12 protein-coding genes are annotated in these 17,248 nt (G+C 74.4%); 6 read left to right on the forward strand and 6 right to left on the reverse strand.

Annotated features, from left to right (window positions below; translation table 11 throughout):
* The first annotated feature begins 108 nt into the window (after positions 1-108).
* Positions 109-1,281 carry a PP2C family protein-serine/threonine phosphatase gene (locus PV343_RS35970; RefSeq protein WP_319151243.1) on the forward strand — a complete coding sequence of 391 codons (1,173 nt, stop codon included), beginning with the start codon at positions 109-111 and terminating at the stop codon, positions 1,279-1,281.
* A gap of 560 nt (positions 1,282-1,841) precedes the next feature.
* Positions 1,842-2,834, forward strand: coding sequence for an ATP-binding protein (locus tag PV343_RS35975; RefSeq protein ID WP_319151244.1), 993 nt, complete (start codon positions 1,842-1,844; stop codon positions 2,832-2,834).
* A gap of 538 nt (positions 2,835-3,372) precedes the next feature.
* On the opposite strand, the gene PV343_RS35980 is transcribed toward PV343_RS35975, so the two are convergent.
* From PV343_RS35980 to PV343_RS35990, 3 genes are read right to left on the reverse strand one after another with little or no spacing between them, the layout of a single operon-like run.
* Positions 3,373-3,666: an acylphosphatase gene (locus PV343_RS35980; protein WP_319151245.1), complete on the reverse strand. Its 294-nt coding sequence runs from the start codon at positions 3,664-3,666 to the stop codon at positions 3,373-3,375.
* Between the two features lie 28 nt (positions 3,667-3,694).
* Positions 3,695-3,955, reverse strand: coding sequence for a hypothetical protein (locus PV343_RS35985; RefSeq protein ID WP_319151246.1), 261 nt, complete (start codon positions 3,953-3,955; stop codon positions 3,695-3,697).
* A 34-nt stretch (positions 3,956-3,989) separates the two neighbouring features.
* The gene (locus PV343_RS35990; protein WP_319151247.1) at positions 3,990-6,680 is read right to left on the reverse strand and encodes an acetoacetate decarboxylase family protein; all 2,691 of its coding nucleotides are present in this window, start codon (positions 6,678-6,680) and stop codon (positions 3,990-3,992) included.
* Between the two features lie 277 nt (positions 6,681-6,957).
* Between PV343_RS35990 and PV343_RS35995 the strand changes: the two genes are divergently transcribed.
* A complete protein-coding gene (locus PV343_RS35995) occupies positions 6,958-8,193 on the forward strand; it encodes a glycosyltransferase (protein WP_319151248.1) in 1,236 nt (411 codons plus the stop codon).
* Between the two features lie 356 nt (positions 8,194-8,549).
* Positions 8,550-10,724 (forward strand): RNA polymerase recycling motor ATPase HelR, encoded by a 2,175-nt coding sequence (gene helR, locus PV343_RS36000; RefSeq protein ID WP_319151249.1) that lies wholly within the window; start codon positions 8,550-8,552, stop codon positions 10,722-10,724.
* Positions 10,725-10,794: 70 nt separating this feature from the next.
* On the opposite strand, the gene PV343_RS36005 is transcribed toward helR, so the two are convergent.
* Positions 10,795-11,253, reverse strand: coding sequence for a flavodoxin family protein (locus tag PV343_RS36005; protein WP_319151250.1), 459 nt, complete (start codon positions 11,251-11,253; stop codon positions 10,795-10,797).
* A 92-nt stretch (positions 11,254-11,345) separates the two neighbouring features.
* On the opposite strand from PV343_RS36005, the gene PV343_RS36010 reads away from it, so the two are divergent.
* Both PV343_RS36010 and PV343_RS36015 read left to right on the forward strand, forming a co-directional pair.
* Positions 11,346-12,023 carry a class I SAM-dependent methyltransferase gene (locus tag PV343_RS36010; RefSeq protein ID WP_401700364.1) on the forward strand — a complete coding sequence of 226 codons (678 nt, stop codon included), beginning with the start codon at positions 11,346-11,348 and terminating at the stop codon, positions 12,021-12,023.
* A 163-nt stretch (positions 12,024-12,186) separates the two neighbouring features.
* Positions 12,187-12,879 carry a lipoprotein gene (locus tag PV343_RS36015; protein WP_319151252.1) on the forward strand — a complete coding sequence of 231 codons (693 nt, stop codon included), beginning with the start codon at positions 12,187-12,189 and terminating at the stop codon, positions 12,877-12,879.
* 26 nt (positions 12,880-12,905) lie between these two features.
* Here the strand turns inward: PV343_RS36015 and PV343_RS36020 are convergent, their stop codons facing one another.
* Entirely contained in the window at positions 12,906-13,541 is a 636-nt protein-coding gene (locus PV343_RS36020; protein ID WP_319151253.1) for a GNAT family N-acetyltransferase, read from the reverse strand.
* Positions 13,542-13,657: 116 nt separating this feature from the next.
* Positions 13,658-15,712, reverse strand: coding sequence for a DUF1996 domain-containing protein (locus tag PV343_RS36025; protein ID WP_319151261.1), 2,055 nt, complete (start codon positions 15,710-15,712; stop codon positions 13,658-13,660).
* Positions 15,713-17,248: the final 1,536 nt, after the last annotated feature.

The raw sequence follows: 17,248 nt of genomic DNA on the forward strand, positions 1-17,248 counted from the left end.
GGCGGCCCCGGAGCCCTCCGGGTACCCGGGGCCCCGCACGGTCAGTCGTGGCCGTCGGGCGGTGCCTTCCGAGTGCCGCGGCGCGTGCGCGGGCGCACCCTGGTAGGCATGAGGGCCGGGCTCGCAGGTCGGGACGCGCGCATGCTGTGGCGCTCGCCCCGGGCCCTGCTGCTGCTCCCGATCGTGCTCATCGTGGTGATCACGGTGGTCGACCTGCGCTCCCCCGAGAGCATCCACCTGGGCCCGGCGCTGGTCATCGCGCCCGCCCTCACCCCGTCGTTCGCCGGCCCCCGCACCACGGGCCTGGTGGGCGCGCTGGCGGTGCTCGCCCAAGGCCTGATCGGCGTCTACCACGGCGGTCTGACGACGACGAACCACATCGTGCAGATCGTCACGCTGGCGATCCTCTCGGTGGCGGTCGTCGTCTACAGCGCGTTGCGGGAACGGCGCCAGACACAGTTGGCCCAGGTCCGCAACGTCGCCGAGGCGGCCCAGCACGTGCTGATGTGGCCGCTGCCCGAGCACATCGGTCCGCTGCGGATCGCGTCCCTGTCCCTGGCCGCCGAGGAGGAGGCGCAGATCGGCGGCGACCTGTACGCGGCGACCCGCTGCGACGGCTCGGTACGGGTCCTCATCGGCGACGTGCGCGGCAAGGGCCTGGCCGCCATCGGGGAGGCGGCTCTGCTGCTGGGCGCCTTCCGGGAGAGCGCGCACCGCCATGTGGCGCTGCGGGACCTGGCGAAGGCGCTCGACCAGAGCATCACCCGGTACACGGCCGAGCTGGACACCGCGGAGGAGGCAGGCGAGCGTTTCGCCACGGCTCTGCTGATGGAGATCCCGGACGAGGACCCGGTCACCAGGATGACCAGTTGCGGCCATCCGCCGCCGCTGCTGCTCAGCCCCGGTCACGCGGTCACGGTGCCGAGCCTGCACCCGGCGCCGCCGCTGGGAGTGCACGCAGGTGCGGAGCACACGCTGGACGTGGTCTCCCTCGAACCCGGCGACACGCTGCTGCTGTACACCGACGGGGTGATCGAGGCCCGGGACGCGCGCGGGCGGTTCTATCCGCTGGCGGAGCGGGCCGCCCGCTGGACGGACGACAGCCCAGAGGCGCTGATGCACCATCTGCGGCGCGATCTGCTCGCCCACGTGGGCGGCCGGCTCGACGACGACGCCGCGCTCATCGCCGTGCACCGCACGGCCGCCGGCGTCCGCCACCCGCACCGGCCGGCGGCGGTCGCCGAGGCCCGTGTGCGGGGGTCGGGCACCCGGACGGGGTGAGCCCTCCCGGACGGGTGAGGCGGGCTGCCCCCCTACAGCGCGGCCCCGCCCCGAGTGGGGCGGGGCGGGGCCGGGCGCCTGTGCCGGCCGGTGGGAGGACCGGCTTCAGGTCATTTCTCGCATTCCATTGTTTTCTTCGCGACCGCTCTCATCCAGGCCCTCGACGGACCTTAAGACCGCATTCCCCTCCGCCCGGTTCCGCTTGCCACTCCATTTCTTTCCCCGCAATTCCCGCCACGCGGCACAACAGCCAAGCTTGTGGCGAATTCCGGTCCCTTTCGCTTCCTTTTCGGCCACGCCGTCCCGGGCCTTCGCGACACGAGCCGTACACTCGCGACTGCTTGCGATTTTCAACTTGCTGGTTGCGGCGCGTTGTTGACGGGTGCCAGAGTGGATCCACTGCTCCGGCTCGTCGTAGGAGCGGGCGAAGCGGTCCGGTCGGGGGAGACAGGGCTGCCACCACGGCCTCGCGGGAGGCCGGGTGTCGTCCGCTTCCGGACGGCCGGCCCTCCGACACCGGCCGTCCCTGAGACGAGCGGCCGGACGAAAGGCGTACGGCGATGGCTCCGCCCTCCCTCCCCCGCCCCGTGCACAGACCGCCCGCGGACCGGGCCTCCGGCGGACCGGCGGTGATCGCGCCGGCGCCGCAGCCTCCGTCGCTGCCGCAGCTCTCGCCCTTGTCGCCGTCGCCGCTTTCGACGGTCCCCGTCTCCGAACCCCAGGTCGGCGTCCCGGACGCCCCAGCCGCGTCGGCGTCCGCCGAGCCGCCGGCGGAGCCGCCCCCCGGTCCGAGACCATCCGCAGGCGAGCACCCGGGCCGACTCCCCGGGCCCGCCGGCCCCGGCCCGCTCGTCTGCGGAGACGCACCACCCGAACCACATGTCACCGGGGACACGCTGCCCGACCCGCACGTCACCGGGGACTCGCCGCCCGGCCCCACCGCCGCCTTCGACCTGCCCGCGCTGCCGCCCGCGGTCGGCACGGCCCGCCGCGTGGTGCGCGACCTGCTGACGGTCTGGGGCGTCGCCGAGACCGTCCGGGACGACGCCGCCGTCGTGCTCTCGGAGCTGGTCACCAACGCGCTGGTGCACGCGGCCGGCGAACGTGTCGTGTGCCGGGTGCGCCGCGGGGCGGACCGGGTGCGCCTGGAGATAGAGGACCAGAACCGGGGCCGCGCCCTCCCCTTCCCCCGGAAGCCGGGCCCGGACGACCAGAACGGGCGCGGCCTCTTCCTGGTCGCCGCGCTGAGCGACGACTGGGGCGTGACACTCGCGCCCGGCCGGCCGGCGCGCATCGTCTGGGCGGAACTGCCGACGGCGCCTCCGGCCCCGGACACGGAGGCGGACATCCCGCTCCCGAGTGATTCCCCTGCCCGGCTCAGCACCACTAACCTGACCCCCGCACCCCACGACCGCGCCCCGGCCCGCGGTGCGGCGACCACGCTCGCCGCACCGACCACACCCCTCCACGGACCGTCCCCCACCTCGTCCGAAGGAGCCACCGCCCATGAGCCTGCCGACCGTCCCCCACCCCGGCCCGGCCCCCACTCCTGAGCTGCCCGCCGACCCGTCCTGGACCCGGACCCGCCCGGTACCGGGTCCGGACGAACCAGCCGGCCCGAGCAGGCCGTGACCGCTCTGCTCGGAGCCCGGCCCACACACGGCGTGCGCACGGCCGCCGTGGCGCGACGGCCGTGCGCACGCCTTCTTGGTACGGCCCGGCACGTGGTCGGGCGCCCGCTACTTCCGACGGCCCGCCCGCCGGACTGAGCCGGCCCTCACCGGTTGAAGCGCGTCAGAACAAGGTTCCTTGGTCGCCTCCGCCACCATCCGGAGAGTCAGGCCCGTTGTCGTCCGTGGCCCGGAGCTTCTCGCCGAAGAGGGGCGTCGTACCGCATGCGTCGGGCACGGCTGGAATCGCGTCCGTGCCCCAGCAGGGCGGCGCGTCGCGGTCGAAGTCCGAGGGAGTCATCCGTGTCCAGTCGCGTCCGCGCCGCTCGCTCACTCGCTGTCTCCCGCCCTCGCTCCCACGACCCCGCTCACCCACCCGGATCGCCTTCCCCCGAGCAAGCCCAATGATCACAAGCGCCGCCTAGTCAGGTTCGGGTCCCGCGTCGGGCAGCACGCGGAAGCCGGACAGGCCCTCGGGCTGCTCGGGTGTGGTCGTGCAGCGGCTCACCTGGGCCGACGGCGGGCCCTCGGCTGCCCAGCGCACCATGTGTTCGACGTCGTCCGGGGCGCCCTCGAACACGGCTTCCACGTCGCCGTCGTGGAGGTTGCGCACCCATCCCGCGACGGCTCGTTCCTCGGCGAGGCGACGGCAGGTGTCGCGGTAGAAGACACCCTGGACGCGGCCGCCGACGCGCACATGCTGCCGAACGCTCATCTCCGTGGCCCCTCGTACGCTTCGCCGTTCATCCGACCGCCCTGACGTGTTCCAGCAACGCGTCCGCCGCCGTGCGCAGTTGCGTCGCGGCGGTGCCGCACGCGGCCGCCCGCCGTTCCAGCGTGTCACTGGTCCCCTCGGGTGCCGCCGCGCAGCCGGCCAGCGCGGACGCGATCTCGCTCAGCCGTCGGGCGTAGCCGTCGACCAGGTCGGCGTCGGTGCGCAACCGGCTGATCCGGTCGAGGAGTTCGCTGACCGGTGACGTCGTGCGGAGGAACTCGGTGACCACAGAAGGCTCCAGCGGGGTCTCGTACGGGCGGGTCTCAGCGCGGCAGGACCACGCCCGCGCTGCGGTGGACCATGAACTGCGAGCAGGCCAGCACGAACAGCGGCCGGGCCGTGTCGATGTGGAGCCGGCGAAGCTGTCCGGCCAGGGGTTCGGCGGCGGCCGTGTTCAGCCGCAGCCGCACCCGCGTCGCCAGGTGCAGACGCGAGCGGCCGTGGGCCCGGGCCACACTGCGTACGGTGCTCTCGCCGCGCCGGCCGTACAGGACCCAGTCGGGCTCCGGGCAGCGGACGCCGGGGCCGAGGCGGCCTTCGACGGCGAGGCCCATCTCGGGTGCCGTGAAACGTAAGTGGCGGGTCATCAGCTCGGCGTCGGCGGCTGTGCGGACCGCCGGGCGGCCCCAGACCTCGCGGGCGACGACACGGGCCTCCTCGCTGCTCACCGCGAGGGAGAGCACGCAACGGCCGGTGCGGCGCAGGTCGGCCCGGCGCAGCAGGTCGGCGGCGATGTCGTAGGGCCGCGGCCGCCACAGGTCGTCCACGAGGACCGACAGGGCGATCTCGGCGTGGGGTCCGATCGTGGAGCAGCGGTGCTCGTACAGGGACAGCACCGCCAGCGCCCGTCGGCCCAGCCGGCTCGGCCGCATCCAGGTGCCGTCGGGCAGCAGGGCGTGCGCCGCCCCGGCGTCGACGGGGAAGCACAGGTGGGCGGCGGAGGAGTCGTAGTAGCGCACCGGGACGTCGACGGGCCCGGTCGTCGTGGGCACGGAGGCGGTGGGCACGGTGAGGAAAGGGTGGCCCTCGGGCGGGTGCGCGCGGTTCCCGAGCCGGTACGCCTGGGTGCGTACGACGGGTCCGCGGTAGGCGCCGAGCGCTTCGTCGACGTCCTCGCGGACCCCGGGCACCACCGTCCGCAGGTGTTCGATGTACTCGCGGACCAAGTGGCAGAGCGGGAACTCGCGAGTGGGGCCCTCGTATTCGGCCTCGTACGGGTTCGCGTCCTGGTCGGGACGCGGGTGTACGTACGGCTGCGGGGCCGGACGTCGCCGCGGGTGCGGGCGCGGGCGCGATTCCGGGTTCGGGTGCGGGGCGGTGGTGGCCGGTGGCTGCGGAGCCGCGGCGGCCGGTGGCTTCGGGGCCGCGGCGGGTGGTGGCTGCGGTGCCGCTCCGCGACCGTCGGGCACGGCCACCAGGTCGTGCCGGTTGGTGACGCGGACGATCCGGGTGCGCGGGTCGGCGACCCCGCGGTCCCCCGGCGGGGAGCCGACGGCGATCACGTGGGTGACCCGGTGGTCGCGGCAGAACTCCGGGTCCCGGGCGAGGTTCAGCAGTGCGACGCCCCCCTCGCCGTGCCCGATGAGGGCGAGTTCGGCGCCGCGCGGGATGCCGTGGTCCCGCAGGGCGAGCAGGATCGACCGGGTGTGCGGCGAGTCGGTCCGGAAGAGAGCCCGCCAGGCTTCGGCGAAGTCCTGCGGCAAGGCGTGGCGGGGGCGGCCGGGTGCGGTGCCGGGCACCTGGACGACGTACCGGACGACACCGTCCGGGCCGCGCACGTTCTGCACGAGGATCCGCCCGTCGCCGGACAGCACCTCGATGTTGCGCAAGTAGCCGAGGAAGGAGCCCTCGGTGGCGACGATCTGCCGTTCCTGGACGGTCAGGCCCACGGCCTCGGCGGCGCCGTCGCCCGGGTCCCGCCGACCGGGGTGGAGGGCCGCGGTACTCGGTGTGGCGCCGGCCGACGGTACGGCACCGGCCGACGGTGCGGGAATGGTCGACGGTGCAGGACCGGTCGACGGTGCGGCGCCATCGGCCGCCGGGACTGCGGTGGGCCGCCCTCGGTCGGCGCCCGGCGGAACGGTTGTGGGCGGTCCGGCGCCGGCGGACGGTGCGGCGCCGGTCGCCGGGACGGCACCGGTGGGCCGTCCTGGGTCGGCCACCGTGATGGCGTCGCTGGGCGGCACGGCATCGGCCGCCCGTACGGCGCCGGTGAGCGACACGGCGTCCGCCTCCCGTACGGCGCCGGTGGACGGTACTCCGTCGGCCGCCGGGTCCGCGTCGGTGGGCGGTGCCGCGTCCGCCGCCTGGGCGGTTCCGGTCGCCCGTCGGGCGTGAGTCGCCGGTGCGCGGCTCCCGGCCGGCTTCCGGCGGGGACGGTCGTGTCGGGGCTCCTCGTCCAACAGCGCGCGGACGGAGAGGAGTTCGGTCATCAGGGGTGCGAGTCCCGACAGGGCGCGCTGGGCGCCGGGGTCCCGGAACAGGGCGCGCAGGGCCCGTGCGGCCTCCGGATCCCGTTTCGCGCCGACGGCGTCGGTCAGCCGCCGCATGCCCGGATCGCGTTCGTACCCGGGGTGGCCGGTCAGCACGGCGGCCATCCGCAGACGCAGCGCGCCGACGGCGACCAGCGCGGCCAGGCTCTCCCGGCCCAGCACCGTCCGGGCCGCACCGAGCATCCGGCCCGTGCCGTGCGGCGTCGCGCCGACCGGGCCGCCCAGCCCCTGTCCACCGGTCAGGGCCCGCAGCAGCGCCCAGCGCGCGGCGAGCCCGGTGCGCGGCCGTTCACGCACGGACGCGGCCAGGGACGGTGCGGACAGGGCGGCGCCGGTGCGCGCTGACACCTCGCGGAGGCCGTCGGCGACGTCCATCAGGTCCCGTGCGCAGCGGCGCAGCAGTTCCTCGGCCTCCTGCTCCTCGTCCGTCGTCCGTCCGGGTGCGTGGTCGTTCGCTCGCATCCGACGCTCCCTCGGCTCGACGACGTAGGACGGGGTGCGACCGCGTCCCGAGGGGCGCGGTCCCGCACCCATCGTCAGCCAGGGCCGGCGCGCCCGCACCTTCATCCGTCCAGGCAGAGGACGCGGAAGGGGGCGCGAAAAAGAAAAAGGGAAAGGAGGCGAACCGCTCCTTTCCACTCTCAACGTATAGCGCACCGGGGGGCTTGCGGCAAGGCCCCCTCCGTGGCGCAGAATCACCGACCGAAGCCGGAACCAGGTGAAACGGGGGATTTGCGTAGTGCGTTTTGTGTTGTCCACCTATGGGTCGCGGGGCGACGTGGAACCGCTGGTGGCACTGGCCGTGCGGTTGCGGGAGCGCGGCGCGGAGGTGCGGGTGTGCGCCCCGCCGGACGAGGACTTCGCGCAGCGGCTGGCCGGCTTCGGCGTGCCGCTGGTGAGCGTCGGGCCGTCGGCGCGCGCGCTGACGAAGGCGGCGCCGCCGGCGTCGTCCCTGCCCGAGCGTGCCGCCCGGTTGATCGCCGGCCAGGTGGAGGCGGTCACCGAGGCGGCCCGGGGCTGTGACGTGGTGGTGGCGACCGGCGTGCTGCCGGCCGCGGCCGGCGCGCTGTCCGTGGCGGAGAGGCTGGGCGTCCGCTCGGTGTCGGTCACCTTCCAGCAGCTCACCCTGCCGTCGCCGGAACGCCCGCCACTGGCGTACCCGGGCCGGCCGCTGCCGCCGGGAGTGACCGACAACGAGGTGCTGTGGGACCTGGACGCCGAGAACGCCAACGCGTTGTTCGGCGAGGCGCTCGCCACCGGCAGGGCTTCGCTCGGGCTGGCCCCGGTCGACGACGTGCGCGGTTACGTCACCGGCGGCCGGCCGTGGCTGGCGACCGACCCGGTGCTCGACCCGTGGCGCGGGGCGCCGGGCCTCGACGTCGTGCAGGCCGGCGCGTGGCTCCTGCCGGACGAACGCCCGCTGCCGGCCGAACTGGTGGCGTTCCTGGAGGCCGGCGAACCACCGGTGTACGTAGGCTTCGGCAGCATGCCCATGCGCGAGTCGGCGGACGTCGCCCGGGTGGCCGTGGACGCTGTACGCGCGCACGGCCGGCGGGTGCTCCTCGGCCGCGGCTGGGCGGACCTGGACCTGCTCGACGGCCAGGACGACTGCCTCCTCGTCGGCGAGGTCAACCATCAGGCGCTGTTCGGCCGGGTGGCCGCCGTCGTGCACCACGGCGGCGCGGGCACCACCACGACGGCCACCCGGGCCGGCGCACCGCAGGTGGTGGTGCCCCAGGCGGCGGACCAGCCGTACTGGGCCGGCCGGGTGGCCGGTCTGGGCATCGGCGCCGCGCACGACGGTCCGACCCCGACTGTCGTCTCCCTTTCGGCCGCGCTCGGAGTGGCCCTGTCCCCCGCGACCGGCGCGCGGGCGAAGTCCGTGGCCACGACGGTCCGCACCGACGGGGCGGCGGAAGCCGCACGACTCCTGCTCACCGAGACGGGCCGGAGCGCACCTGACGCCCCCGCGTGAGCCCCCGGTGGCCGTGTGGCCCGCCGGTGGCCTCGGCCCACTGCTCGCCTCACCGCGCTCGCCCGTCCCGCCCGGACCCAGCCGCCCGCGCCGACCGGTGTGACCCGACTGCCCGGCGGAAGCCGACCCCCGGTCCCTCCCCCGCCCGACCCACGGGACCCCGCGGAGGCACCACGGACATGGCCTCCCCGACGCCTCCCAGACGCCCCACCGACGCCCCACCCATCGGCCACGGATCGCCCCACCGTTCACCACGCCATCGCGCCGTCGCGTCACCACGCCATCGCGTCACCACGCCGCCGCCGCACCGCGCCGATCACCGGCGGCCTCACCCCGCACCACCGGAGTTGATTGTCTTGAACCCCCTGACCACCAGTGCCAGTGCCTTCGACCTCCCCGACCGCCTCGCCGCCAAGGCCGACCCCGCGCTGATCGCCCGCGACGAACGGCATTTCGCGGCCGTCGCGGAGTGCCTCGAACAGTCGATCGCCGAGCTCACCGACCACCTCGACACCGCGCGCCGCGCTCCCGGCGGCCTGGGCCGGCACGCGATGGACCGGGACACGGAGATCCACCGGCTGACCGCGCGACTGCGCACCCTGCGCCGCTTCGGCCTCGACCTGTGCCTCGGGCACATGGTCGTCGCCGACGACGCCGAGCCGGTCTACGTCGGACGGCTCGGCCTCACCGACAGCACAGGCCGCCGACTGCTGCTCGACTGGCGCTCGCCGGCGGCCGAGCCGTTCTTCGGGGCCACCCACGCCAACCCGATGGGGCTGACGAGCCGCCGCCGCTACCGCTGGACGAACGGCCGGATCGGCGACTACTGGGACGAGGTGTTCACCGTCGACGGGATCGACCGGCACGCCGCGCTCGACGACCAGTCCGCCTTCATCGCCAGCCTCGGCAGCGACCGTTCGCCCCGGATGCGCGACGTGCTCGGCACCATCCAGGCGGACCAGGACGCCATCATCCGCGCCGGGTCGCGCGGCGCGCTCGTCGTCGACGGCGGTCCGGGTACCGGCAAGACCGTCGTGGCCCTGCACCGCTCGGCCTACCTCCTGCACTCCGACCCGCGCCTCGGCCGGCGCAGGGGCGGTGTCCTGTTCGTCGGTCCGCACCGGCCCTATCTGGCGTACGTCGCCGACGTGCTGCCCAGCCTGGGTGAGGACGGCGTACGGACGTGCGTCCTGCGGGACCTGGTCCCCGAGGGTGCCGCGGCCACGGACGAGACCGACCCGGAGGTGGCCCGGCTGAAGTCGTCGGCCGAGCTGGTGGGCGCCGTCGAGACCGCCGTCAGGTTCTACGAGGAACCGCCCACGGAGGACATGACCATCACGACCCCCTGGTCCGACATCCGGCTCGGCGCCGCCGACTGGGCGCTGGCGTTCGAGGCGGCGGAGTCCGGCACCCCGCACAACGAGGCACGCGAGCAGGTCTGGGGCGAACTGCTCGACATCCTGGTGGCCAAGCACGACGGCGACGCCCCGGAGGACCAGCTGCGCAGGGCGCTGACGCGGGTCAGGGAGCTGCGCGGGGCGTTCGAGCGCGCGTGGCCGCTGCTCGAAGCGGCGGACCTGGTCGGAGACCTCTGGACGGTGCCCGCCTACCTGCGCCTGTGCGCGCCCTGGCTCGGCCGCGAGGACGTACGCCGGCTGCAACGCGCGGACCCCCAGGCCTGGACGGTGTCCGACCTGCCCCTGCTGGACGCGGCGCGGCAGCGGCTCGGCGACCCGGAGACGGCCCGGCGCAAGCGGCGCGACGAGGCGGTGCTCGCCGCCCAGCGCGAGCGCATGGAACGGGTGGTCGACAACCTGGTCCAGGCCGTGGCGGACTCGGGCGCCGACGGCGACGAGGGCGAGGGCCTGGTGACGATGCTGCGCGGCGAGGACGCGAAGGTCAGCCTGGTCGACGAGGCGGAGCTGCACCCGGTCGACCCGGACGAACTCGCGGGCCCGTTCGCGCACATCGTCGTCGACGAGGCCCAGGAACTGACCGACGCCGAATGGCAGATGCTGCTGCTGCGCTGTCCTTCCCGGAGCTTCACCGTCGTCGGGGACCGGGCGCAGGCCAGGCACGGGTTCACCGAGTCGTGGCGGGAACGGCTGGAGCGGATCGGCCTGGACCGGATCGAGTTGGCCTCGCTGAGCGTCAACTACCGCACCCCGCAGGAGATCATGACGGAGGCGGAGCCGGTCATCCGGGCCGTGCTCCCGGACGCCAACGTGCCGACATCCATCCGCGCGGGCGGCGTCCCCGTCACGCACGGGTCCGCCGCGGAGCGGGACTCCGTCATCGGCACCTGGCTCGGCACGCATGCCGAGGGGACCGCGTGCGTCATCGGCGATCCGACGTTCCGCCCGACGGCCCGCGTGCGCTCGCTCACCCCGGAGCTGGCGAAGGGGCTCGAGTTCGACCTGGTCGTCCTCGTCGACCCGGAGCGCTTCGGCCAGGGTGTCGAGGGCGCGGTCGACCGCTATGTGGCGATGACCCGGGCGACCCAGCGACTCGTCGTCCTCACGAGCGCCTGACACCGGGCGCGCGAGGCCGCCGACCGCCGGCCTGGCACGAGGCCGCCGGCCCGGCGGGCGGCCTCGTCGCTCAGGCGTCGGCCATGAGCCCCGCGGCGACCGTCGCACCCAGTTCCCAGCACGCCTGCACATCCGCCTTGCCCGGTTCGCCGGTGACGGTGACCGGCTCGGCCGCCCGGCGCCAGCCGAGCCCGGTGGTGACGGCCTCGACGGCGCGGACGGCGCCCGTGACGTCGTTGCCGCCGTGGACGTAGTAGCCGAAGGGCCGGCCCCGGGTCTCGTCCAGGCACGGGTAGTAGACCTGGTCGAAGAAGTGCTTGAGGGCACCGGACATGTAGCCGAGGTTCGCGGGGGTGCCGAGGAGGTAGCCGTCGGCCTCCAGGACGTCGGAGGCGGTGGCGGACAGCGCCGCGCGGCGTACGACCCGGACGCCTTCGATCTCCGGGGTGGTCGCCCCGGCGACGACGGCCTCGAACAGGGCCTGGCAGTTCGGCGAGGGCGTGTGATGCACGATCAGCAGAGTAGGCACAGCCCGGAACCCTGCCCTGCCGGTGCCGCCGCCCGCAAACGCGCCGGGTGCCCGGCGCGCGGCGTTGTGGGCCCCGGGGCCGGGGTGCGACGATGCCCGGCACCTGCAGGGCGACGGGAGGAGTGGACGTGACCGAGGGAGACCGCCGGGCCCCGGCCGCCGTGGTGTTCGACGCGCTGGGTCTCGACTACGAGAAGGCGTTCGTCTCCTCCGAGGGGCACCGGGCCTCGCTCCGGTGGCTGCTGGACCGGCTCGAACCGGGCAGCCGGGTGCTGGACGTGGGCAGCGGGACGGGACGGCCGACCGCGCGGACGCTCACGGAGTCCGGGCACCGGGTGCTCGGCGTCGACGTCTCCCCCGTCATGGTCGAGCTCGCCTCCCGCCAGGTGCCGGAGGCCGAGTTCCGCCTCGCCGACATCCGCGAACTGGCCTTGAAGGACGCCGACTTCGACGCCGTGTGCGTCTACTTCTCGCTGTTGCAGATGTCCCGTGCCGAGCAGTCGTCACTCGTGAGCGCGCTGGCGCGTGCCCTCCGGCCCGGCGGATTCGCGGTGCTGGCCACCGTCCCGCTGGACGTGGAGGCCGTCGACGGGGTCTTCATGGGGCAGCCGGTGCGGCTGACGAGCTACTCCGCCGAGGACTTCACGGCGGTGGCCACCGAGGCGGGTCTGACGGTCCTGGCCGCCGAGCACGCCACCTTCTCCCCCGCCCACCCCGACGCCGTGCCCGAGCCGCACCTGTTCCTGCACTGCCGGCGCGACGCGGACTGAGCCCGCCGCCCGCCGCCCGCCGCCCGCCGCCCGCCGCCCGCACAGCCGTACGCCCCTATCCGTACTCCGACACCTGTACGCCGATACCTGTACGCCAATACCCGTACGGCTCTGTCGGCGTGCTCGGTTACAGTGGCCCCTCCTAGCGGGAGGGGAGACAGCGGTGCAGGTCAGGGTGGGGTCGGTGCGGGCGCGCGTGGTCCAGGCGTTGGTGCTGGCGGCCGTGCTGGGCGGTTGCGGCCGGCACGACGACGGCGCGGCGAAGCCGTCGGGGAGCGCGTCGGCCAAGGGGGCGGGAGCGGAGAGCGCCGCCGCGGCGAGCGGTGGGACGATCGGCACGGCCGGGTCGGCCTGCGAACTGCCGGTCAGCTTCGACATCGCCAAGCACTGGAAGGCCAAGGGCATCGCGGCCGAGAAGGAGCTGTCGAAGGCGTCGAAGGGCTCGGACGGCGATCTGTCCGGAGCGCTCGCCGACAGCCTGCTGCGCCAGGGCCCGGTCACCGCCGCCTGCGAGATCGACGCCAAGCCCGCCGGACACATCGGCTTCCTGCGGGTGTGGACCGGCAGGGCGCAGGACGCCGACGCGCGGTCGGTGCTGCGGCGGTTCGTCGCCGCGGAGGACAACGTGAGCAAGGAGAAGTACCGCAGCGTCAGCACGGGCGGCGGCCTCCACGGCGTCGAGGTGGAGTACCTCTACACGAGCAAGCTCCTGGACGAGACCAAGAAGGAGCGCGCCCTCGCCGTCGACACTCCCGACGGTCCGGTCGTCCTGCACCTCGGCGGGATGGACACCGAGGAACACGAGGCGATGCTGCCCGCGTACGAACTCGCCAAGCGGACCCTGCGGGCCGCCTGACGGACGACCGTGACACGTCCGCTCGCTCAAGGCGTCGTGGCCCGGCCCAGATATGTGAGCGGGCCGGGGTCCGCGACCGGGATCACATGGAAGCCGAGCCGGTCGTAGAACCCGCGGGCGCCCGTGTTGGCGGTGACCATGCCCAGGTGGACGGCCGGAACGCCCTGTCCGTGCAGGGCGTCGAGCAGCGTGCGCATCAACCGGCGGCCGTGGCCGCGCCCTTGCCAGGGCGGCAGCAGGTCGATGTGCAAGTGGGCCGGGTAGGCGATGAGTTCGGGCAGGATCATGCGCTCCGGGTGGTGCAGGAGCGCGATCATCTCCTCGGTGGGCGTGCGTGGCGGCGCCGTGGGGGCCGGGTACCGGCCGGCCAGCCGGGGGATCCACCGCCGTCGGAACTGCGACACGAACCGCTCGGTGTCCGCGGTGGCGACGACGTAGCCGACCGCCCGGCCCGTTCCGTCGTCCAGCACGAAGGCGAGGTCCGGGTCGAAGTGGCAGTACGGCTCGGCGAAGAGCGCCGGCATCAGCCGCGGGTCCGGGTAGAGGGCCCGGGAGTCACCGCCGTTGTGCGCGGTGCGGACGCAGATGTCGGCGACCGCCTCACGGTCGCCCGGGCGGTAGGGGCGGACGGCGGGGCTCAGGTCCGTGGACGAGGGTGACATGGGCTCATCCTCATACGCTTGGGAGCGCTCCCACAAGGGGTCGCGAGCCGATGGACAACGACGGCGGCCCCACCGCGGTGCGGTGGGGCCGCCGTCCGACTCGGCCGCGGGCTCCGTCAGTAGCTCAGCCTGCGGGCCCTCAGCAGCATGACGAGTCCGGAGATGGCCAGCAGCACACCGATCGCCGCGGGCCACAGGTGCGTGCCGGTCTCGGCGAGGCTGCCCTGGTTCCCCTGGGCTTCCTGCTGGGCGGCCGGCGCCTGGGGCTGAGCGCCGGCGGGGGTCTGGGTGGCCTGGCCGACCTCGCCGGCGCCGGACCCGGCGGGCGTGGCCGAAGCACCGGCATCGCCGGCCTTGTCTGCCTTGTCGACCTTGTCGCTCTGGTCCGTCGTGGACCCGGTCGGCTTGCCCGCGTCACCGGAGTTGCTCCGGTCCGTGGACTCGTCCTGGCCGGCCGGCTTGTCGTGCGTGGTGGACTGGTCGTGACGCGAGGGCTGGTGGTGCTTGGCCGGCCGGTCGTGCTTGGTGGTGTTCGCCGGTGCGGTCGTCGCCGCCCCGGTCCCCGGCTCCTGGGCCGGTGCGGAGGTGGCCGGGGCCGGCGGCGCCGTCGTGGCGGTCGCACCCGGGTCGGCCGTGGCACCGTCGCCGGGCGCCGCCGTGGCGCCGTCGCCCTGGCTCGGGCTCGGGTCGGCCGTGGCGCCGGAGTCGTCGCCGCCGCGCGCTCCACAGGTCCGGCCGGAGTTGATGCAGTCGACCATCTGACGCATCAGGCCCTCGTCGAAGACGTTGATGAAGTCGCCGTGGTCGGTGACCGGCTTGTGCAGCTGCTCGGGGAAGGAGTCCACCGCGAAGAGCGGGACCGTGCGCCCGCCGTCGTTCAGGCTCGGCGCGGCGACGTCGTAGACGATGCGCTGCACCAGCTGGGGAATCGCCTCGAAGCCGTCGGGGCAGGCACCGTCGGGGGTGGCGAAGGCCACGTGCGTACGGTGGTTGGCGCTGTCGATGTTGCGGCCGTCCCAGCAGCTCTGGAAGTGGAAGGTGCGCACCACGTCGCTGCCGGGCGGGCACAGCGGGTACTTGTCCTTGAGCTGGCGGTTCTCGTAACCGGTGCAGCTCCAGGAGGCGTTGGCGTTGGCGGGGCCGTTGACGAAGGCCTTGGCGTCGCCGGTGATGATGCGCAGCAGGCGCGGCATCTCGGTGACCTTGCCCCGCGGGCTGCCCACGAAGGTCAGCGTGACCTGCTTGGGGGTGACGATCTGGCCCGCGTTGCCCTCGGTGCCGCCGCCGGGGGAACCGGCGTCCCGTTCCTGCTTGCCGTTCTGCAGACGCAGCACCGGCCAGTAGTACGTCGACTTGTCGCCCCGGTCCACGCAACTGGTGTCGGCCTTGGCCAGGTCGTCGTCACTGGCGAAGGCGTTGTTGGACTGGTTGCCCACGTAGTCGTGGAAGTGGTGGGCACCGTTGGAGACGCCGGGGGCGACGATCACGTTGTCGGAGTTGAACAGGCCGCCCGCGTTGACACCGCAGTCGGAGGTGAAGCTGCCGCGCGAGGCGTCGGCCTGCTGGGGCGGGTTGGGCACGTTGGGCTGGACGGAGGTGATGTCCGTGTAGTCGGAGACGACGGGCCCGTTGCCGCCCTGCCCGGCCCCCGCCTGCCCGCCGCCGTTCTGGCCCTGACCGCCGCCGCCCTGCTGGGAGCCGCCGCTCGGGGACGCGGTGCTCTGGCCCGCGCCGGCCGTCTCGCCACCCGTGCTCTCCTGACCGGGCCGCAGGGTGCAGGCGGCCAGGGACTCGAGACCTTCCGGCCGGTCCCCCACCTGGTCGATGGCGACGGATATGCGCTCGATGGTCGCGGCCCGCTTCTCCTTCAGCGGGTTCATGATCGAGGAGTCCGCCGAGCCGGGGTCCCGCCTGACGGCCTCCGCCGAGGCCTGGAGCTGCTGGTAGGCGGCGGTCGTCTGCTGGTCCAGTTCGGCGAGTTGACGGTCGACCTCCTCACGCGCCCCGTCCGGCACGTCGGTCAGCCGGGTGCCGACGTCCGGGCAGTCGATCGTGGCCATGCCCGCCGACTTGACCTGGCCGGTCGCCTCGGTGCCGTCCTGGCCGCCCCAGGCGCCCTCGCTCGCGGAGGCGTAGACGTTGACGGCGACGAGACCGCCTCCGCCCAGCATCAGGGCGACCGCTGCGAAGGTCGCGCGTCGTGCGCCGGTCTGGCGTCTGCGCCTGTTGCGTACCAAGGTCGTCCCCTTGTGTGAAACGGTCGGTCGGGCATGAGTTCCCCAGCCCCCATACGGCCGGGGGCGCCCTGGTGTTCAACCGGATCGGAAATTAACAGGGACCTCACAGAAAAGCGCAACCACACCGCCACCGGGCGGGTACGGCGGATCGGCGGCCGAAGCGGTCCCGGGGAAGGCCGAAAAGCCTGCCCAGTCGAACAGCGCGGCGAACATCACGAATATGTATCGGACATACCGCCCTTCAACCTTCACACGAGGGACACAAGTTGGCTAGGTTGACGCCAGGCCGCCCGGCTGCCCCCTGCGAATCCGCCGTGGCGCCCGGGGCCGGGGCTCGTCCGACTCCGGGATCGGCCCAACTGCCCTGCGGGGCGAGGAAGGAGTACGTCTTCCATGGCGCCGGAGAGCCCCGACGAAGTACGGCAGCGGATCGACTCCCTCTACTCGCGGGCGGAGAACGCGACCGGGAACTACAACGCGACCCGGGCCATGGCGGCGGCGACCCGTTCCAGAGGCGTCCCGCTGGCCAAGCGCTCCGGCAGACGCACGGATCCCGAGCTCGACGCGGTGTCCCGGCAGTGGTTCGACGGTGCGCGCGCCAAGCTCGGGCCGACCGTGCCCGCCGCGCTCCCCGCCGACCGGCAGCCCGCCCGCCCGGCGGCCCCCGCCCGCTCCCGGGACTGGGCGGACAGTGACGCCAGGGAATCCCTCGCCGCCAGTCTCGGCCTGCCCGAACTGCCGTCGGCCCGCTCGGCCGACCGCCCTTTGGCCGAGCTGCCGCCCGGCCCCTCGGCGGCCCCGGCCGGGCGCCCGCGCCCCGCACTGGAAGCGGGAACCGCGGCCCTGCCCGCCGGCCGGTCCACCGAACGTCCGGGCCACGCGCTGGAGTTGCCCGGACCGTCCGGATGGACGGCAGCGCCCGCCGCAGACCGAGGCGCACCCGTGGCCGACCTGGGGACGGTCACCGGGCCCGGCCTGCCCCAGCTCACCGGCCCTGGCGTGGTGGCACCGCTCGCCCTCGGTGCGCTCGGTACGACCGTCTCTCCGGAGCTCGGCGGGCCGGCCCGCCTTGCCGAACCCGGGCTGATCGCCGCCGAGTTCTCGCCGCCTGGGGCGGGGCCGAGGCCGGGCTCGGGCGGGGCCCTGGGCGAGACGGCTGTACTGCCCGCCGGCCCGCTGCCCCCCACTCCGGTACGCGAGCCCAGGCAACTCCCCGTTCCATCCGGCGCGCCCGGGCGCCCCTCCCCCGGAGACTTCAAGGCGACCAACCGGCGCAAGCTGGCCCTGGCCCGGGATGTGCTGTCCCGCCACATCGCCACGCTCGGTGCGGCTCCTACGGCCGTGCCGGCGGCGCCGGACGCCTGGGGCACAGGGGTGCAGGACCTCTGGGACACCGGGGCCCAGGAGGCGTGGAACACGGGGGCGCGGCAGGCGCTGCCGTCCGCGGTGGAGCAGTCGGGCCAGTGGCAG

Source organism: Streptomyces sp. WI03-4A (assembly GCF_033792105.1).
Taxonomy (GTDB): domain Bacteria; phylum Actinomycetota; class Actinomycetes; order Streptomycetales; family Streptomycetaceae; genus Streptomyces; species Streptomyces collinus_A.

Bases quoted from the DNA above. Each gene is read 5' to 3' on its own strand.
- PV343_RS35970 (WP_319151243.1), top strand. From the start codon at position 109: ATGAGGGCCGGGCTCGCAGGTCGGGACGCGCGCATGCTGTGGCGCTCG.
- PV343_RS35975 (WP_319151244.1), top strand. From the start codon at position 1,842: ATGGCTCCGCCCTCCCTCCCCCGCCCCGTGCACAGACCGCCCGCGGAC.
- PV343_RS35980 (WP_319151245.1), bottom strand. From the start codon at position 3,666: ATGAGCGTTCGGCAGCATGTGCGCGTCGGCGGCCGCGTCCAGGGTGTC.
- PV343_RS35990 (WP_319151247.1), bottom strand. From the start codon at position 6,680: ATGCGAGCGAACGACCACGCACCCGGACGGACGACGGACGAGGAGCAG.
- PV343_RS36010 (WP_401700364.1), top strand. From the start codon at position 11,346: ATGCCCGGCACCTGCAGGGCGACGGGAGGAGTGGACGTGACCGAGGGA.
- PV343_RS36020 (WP_319151253.1), bottom strand. From the start codon at position 13,541: ATGTCACCCTCGTCCACGGACCTGAGCCCCGCCGTCCGCCCCTACCGC.
- PV343_RS36025 (WP_319151261.1), bottom strand. From the start codon at position 15,712: ATGCTGGGCGGAGGCGGTCTCGTCGCCGTCAACGTCTACGCCTCCGCG.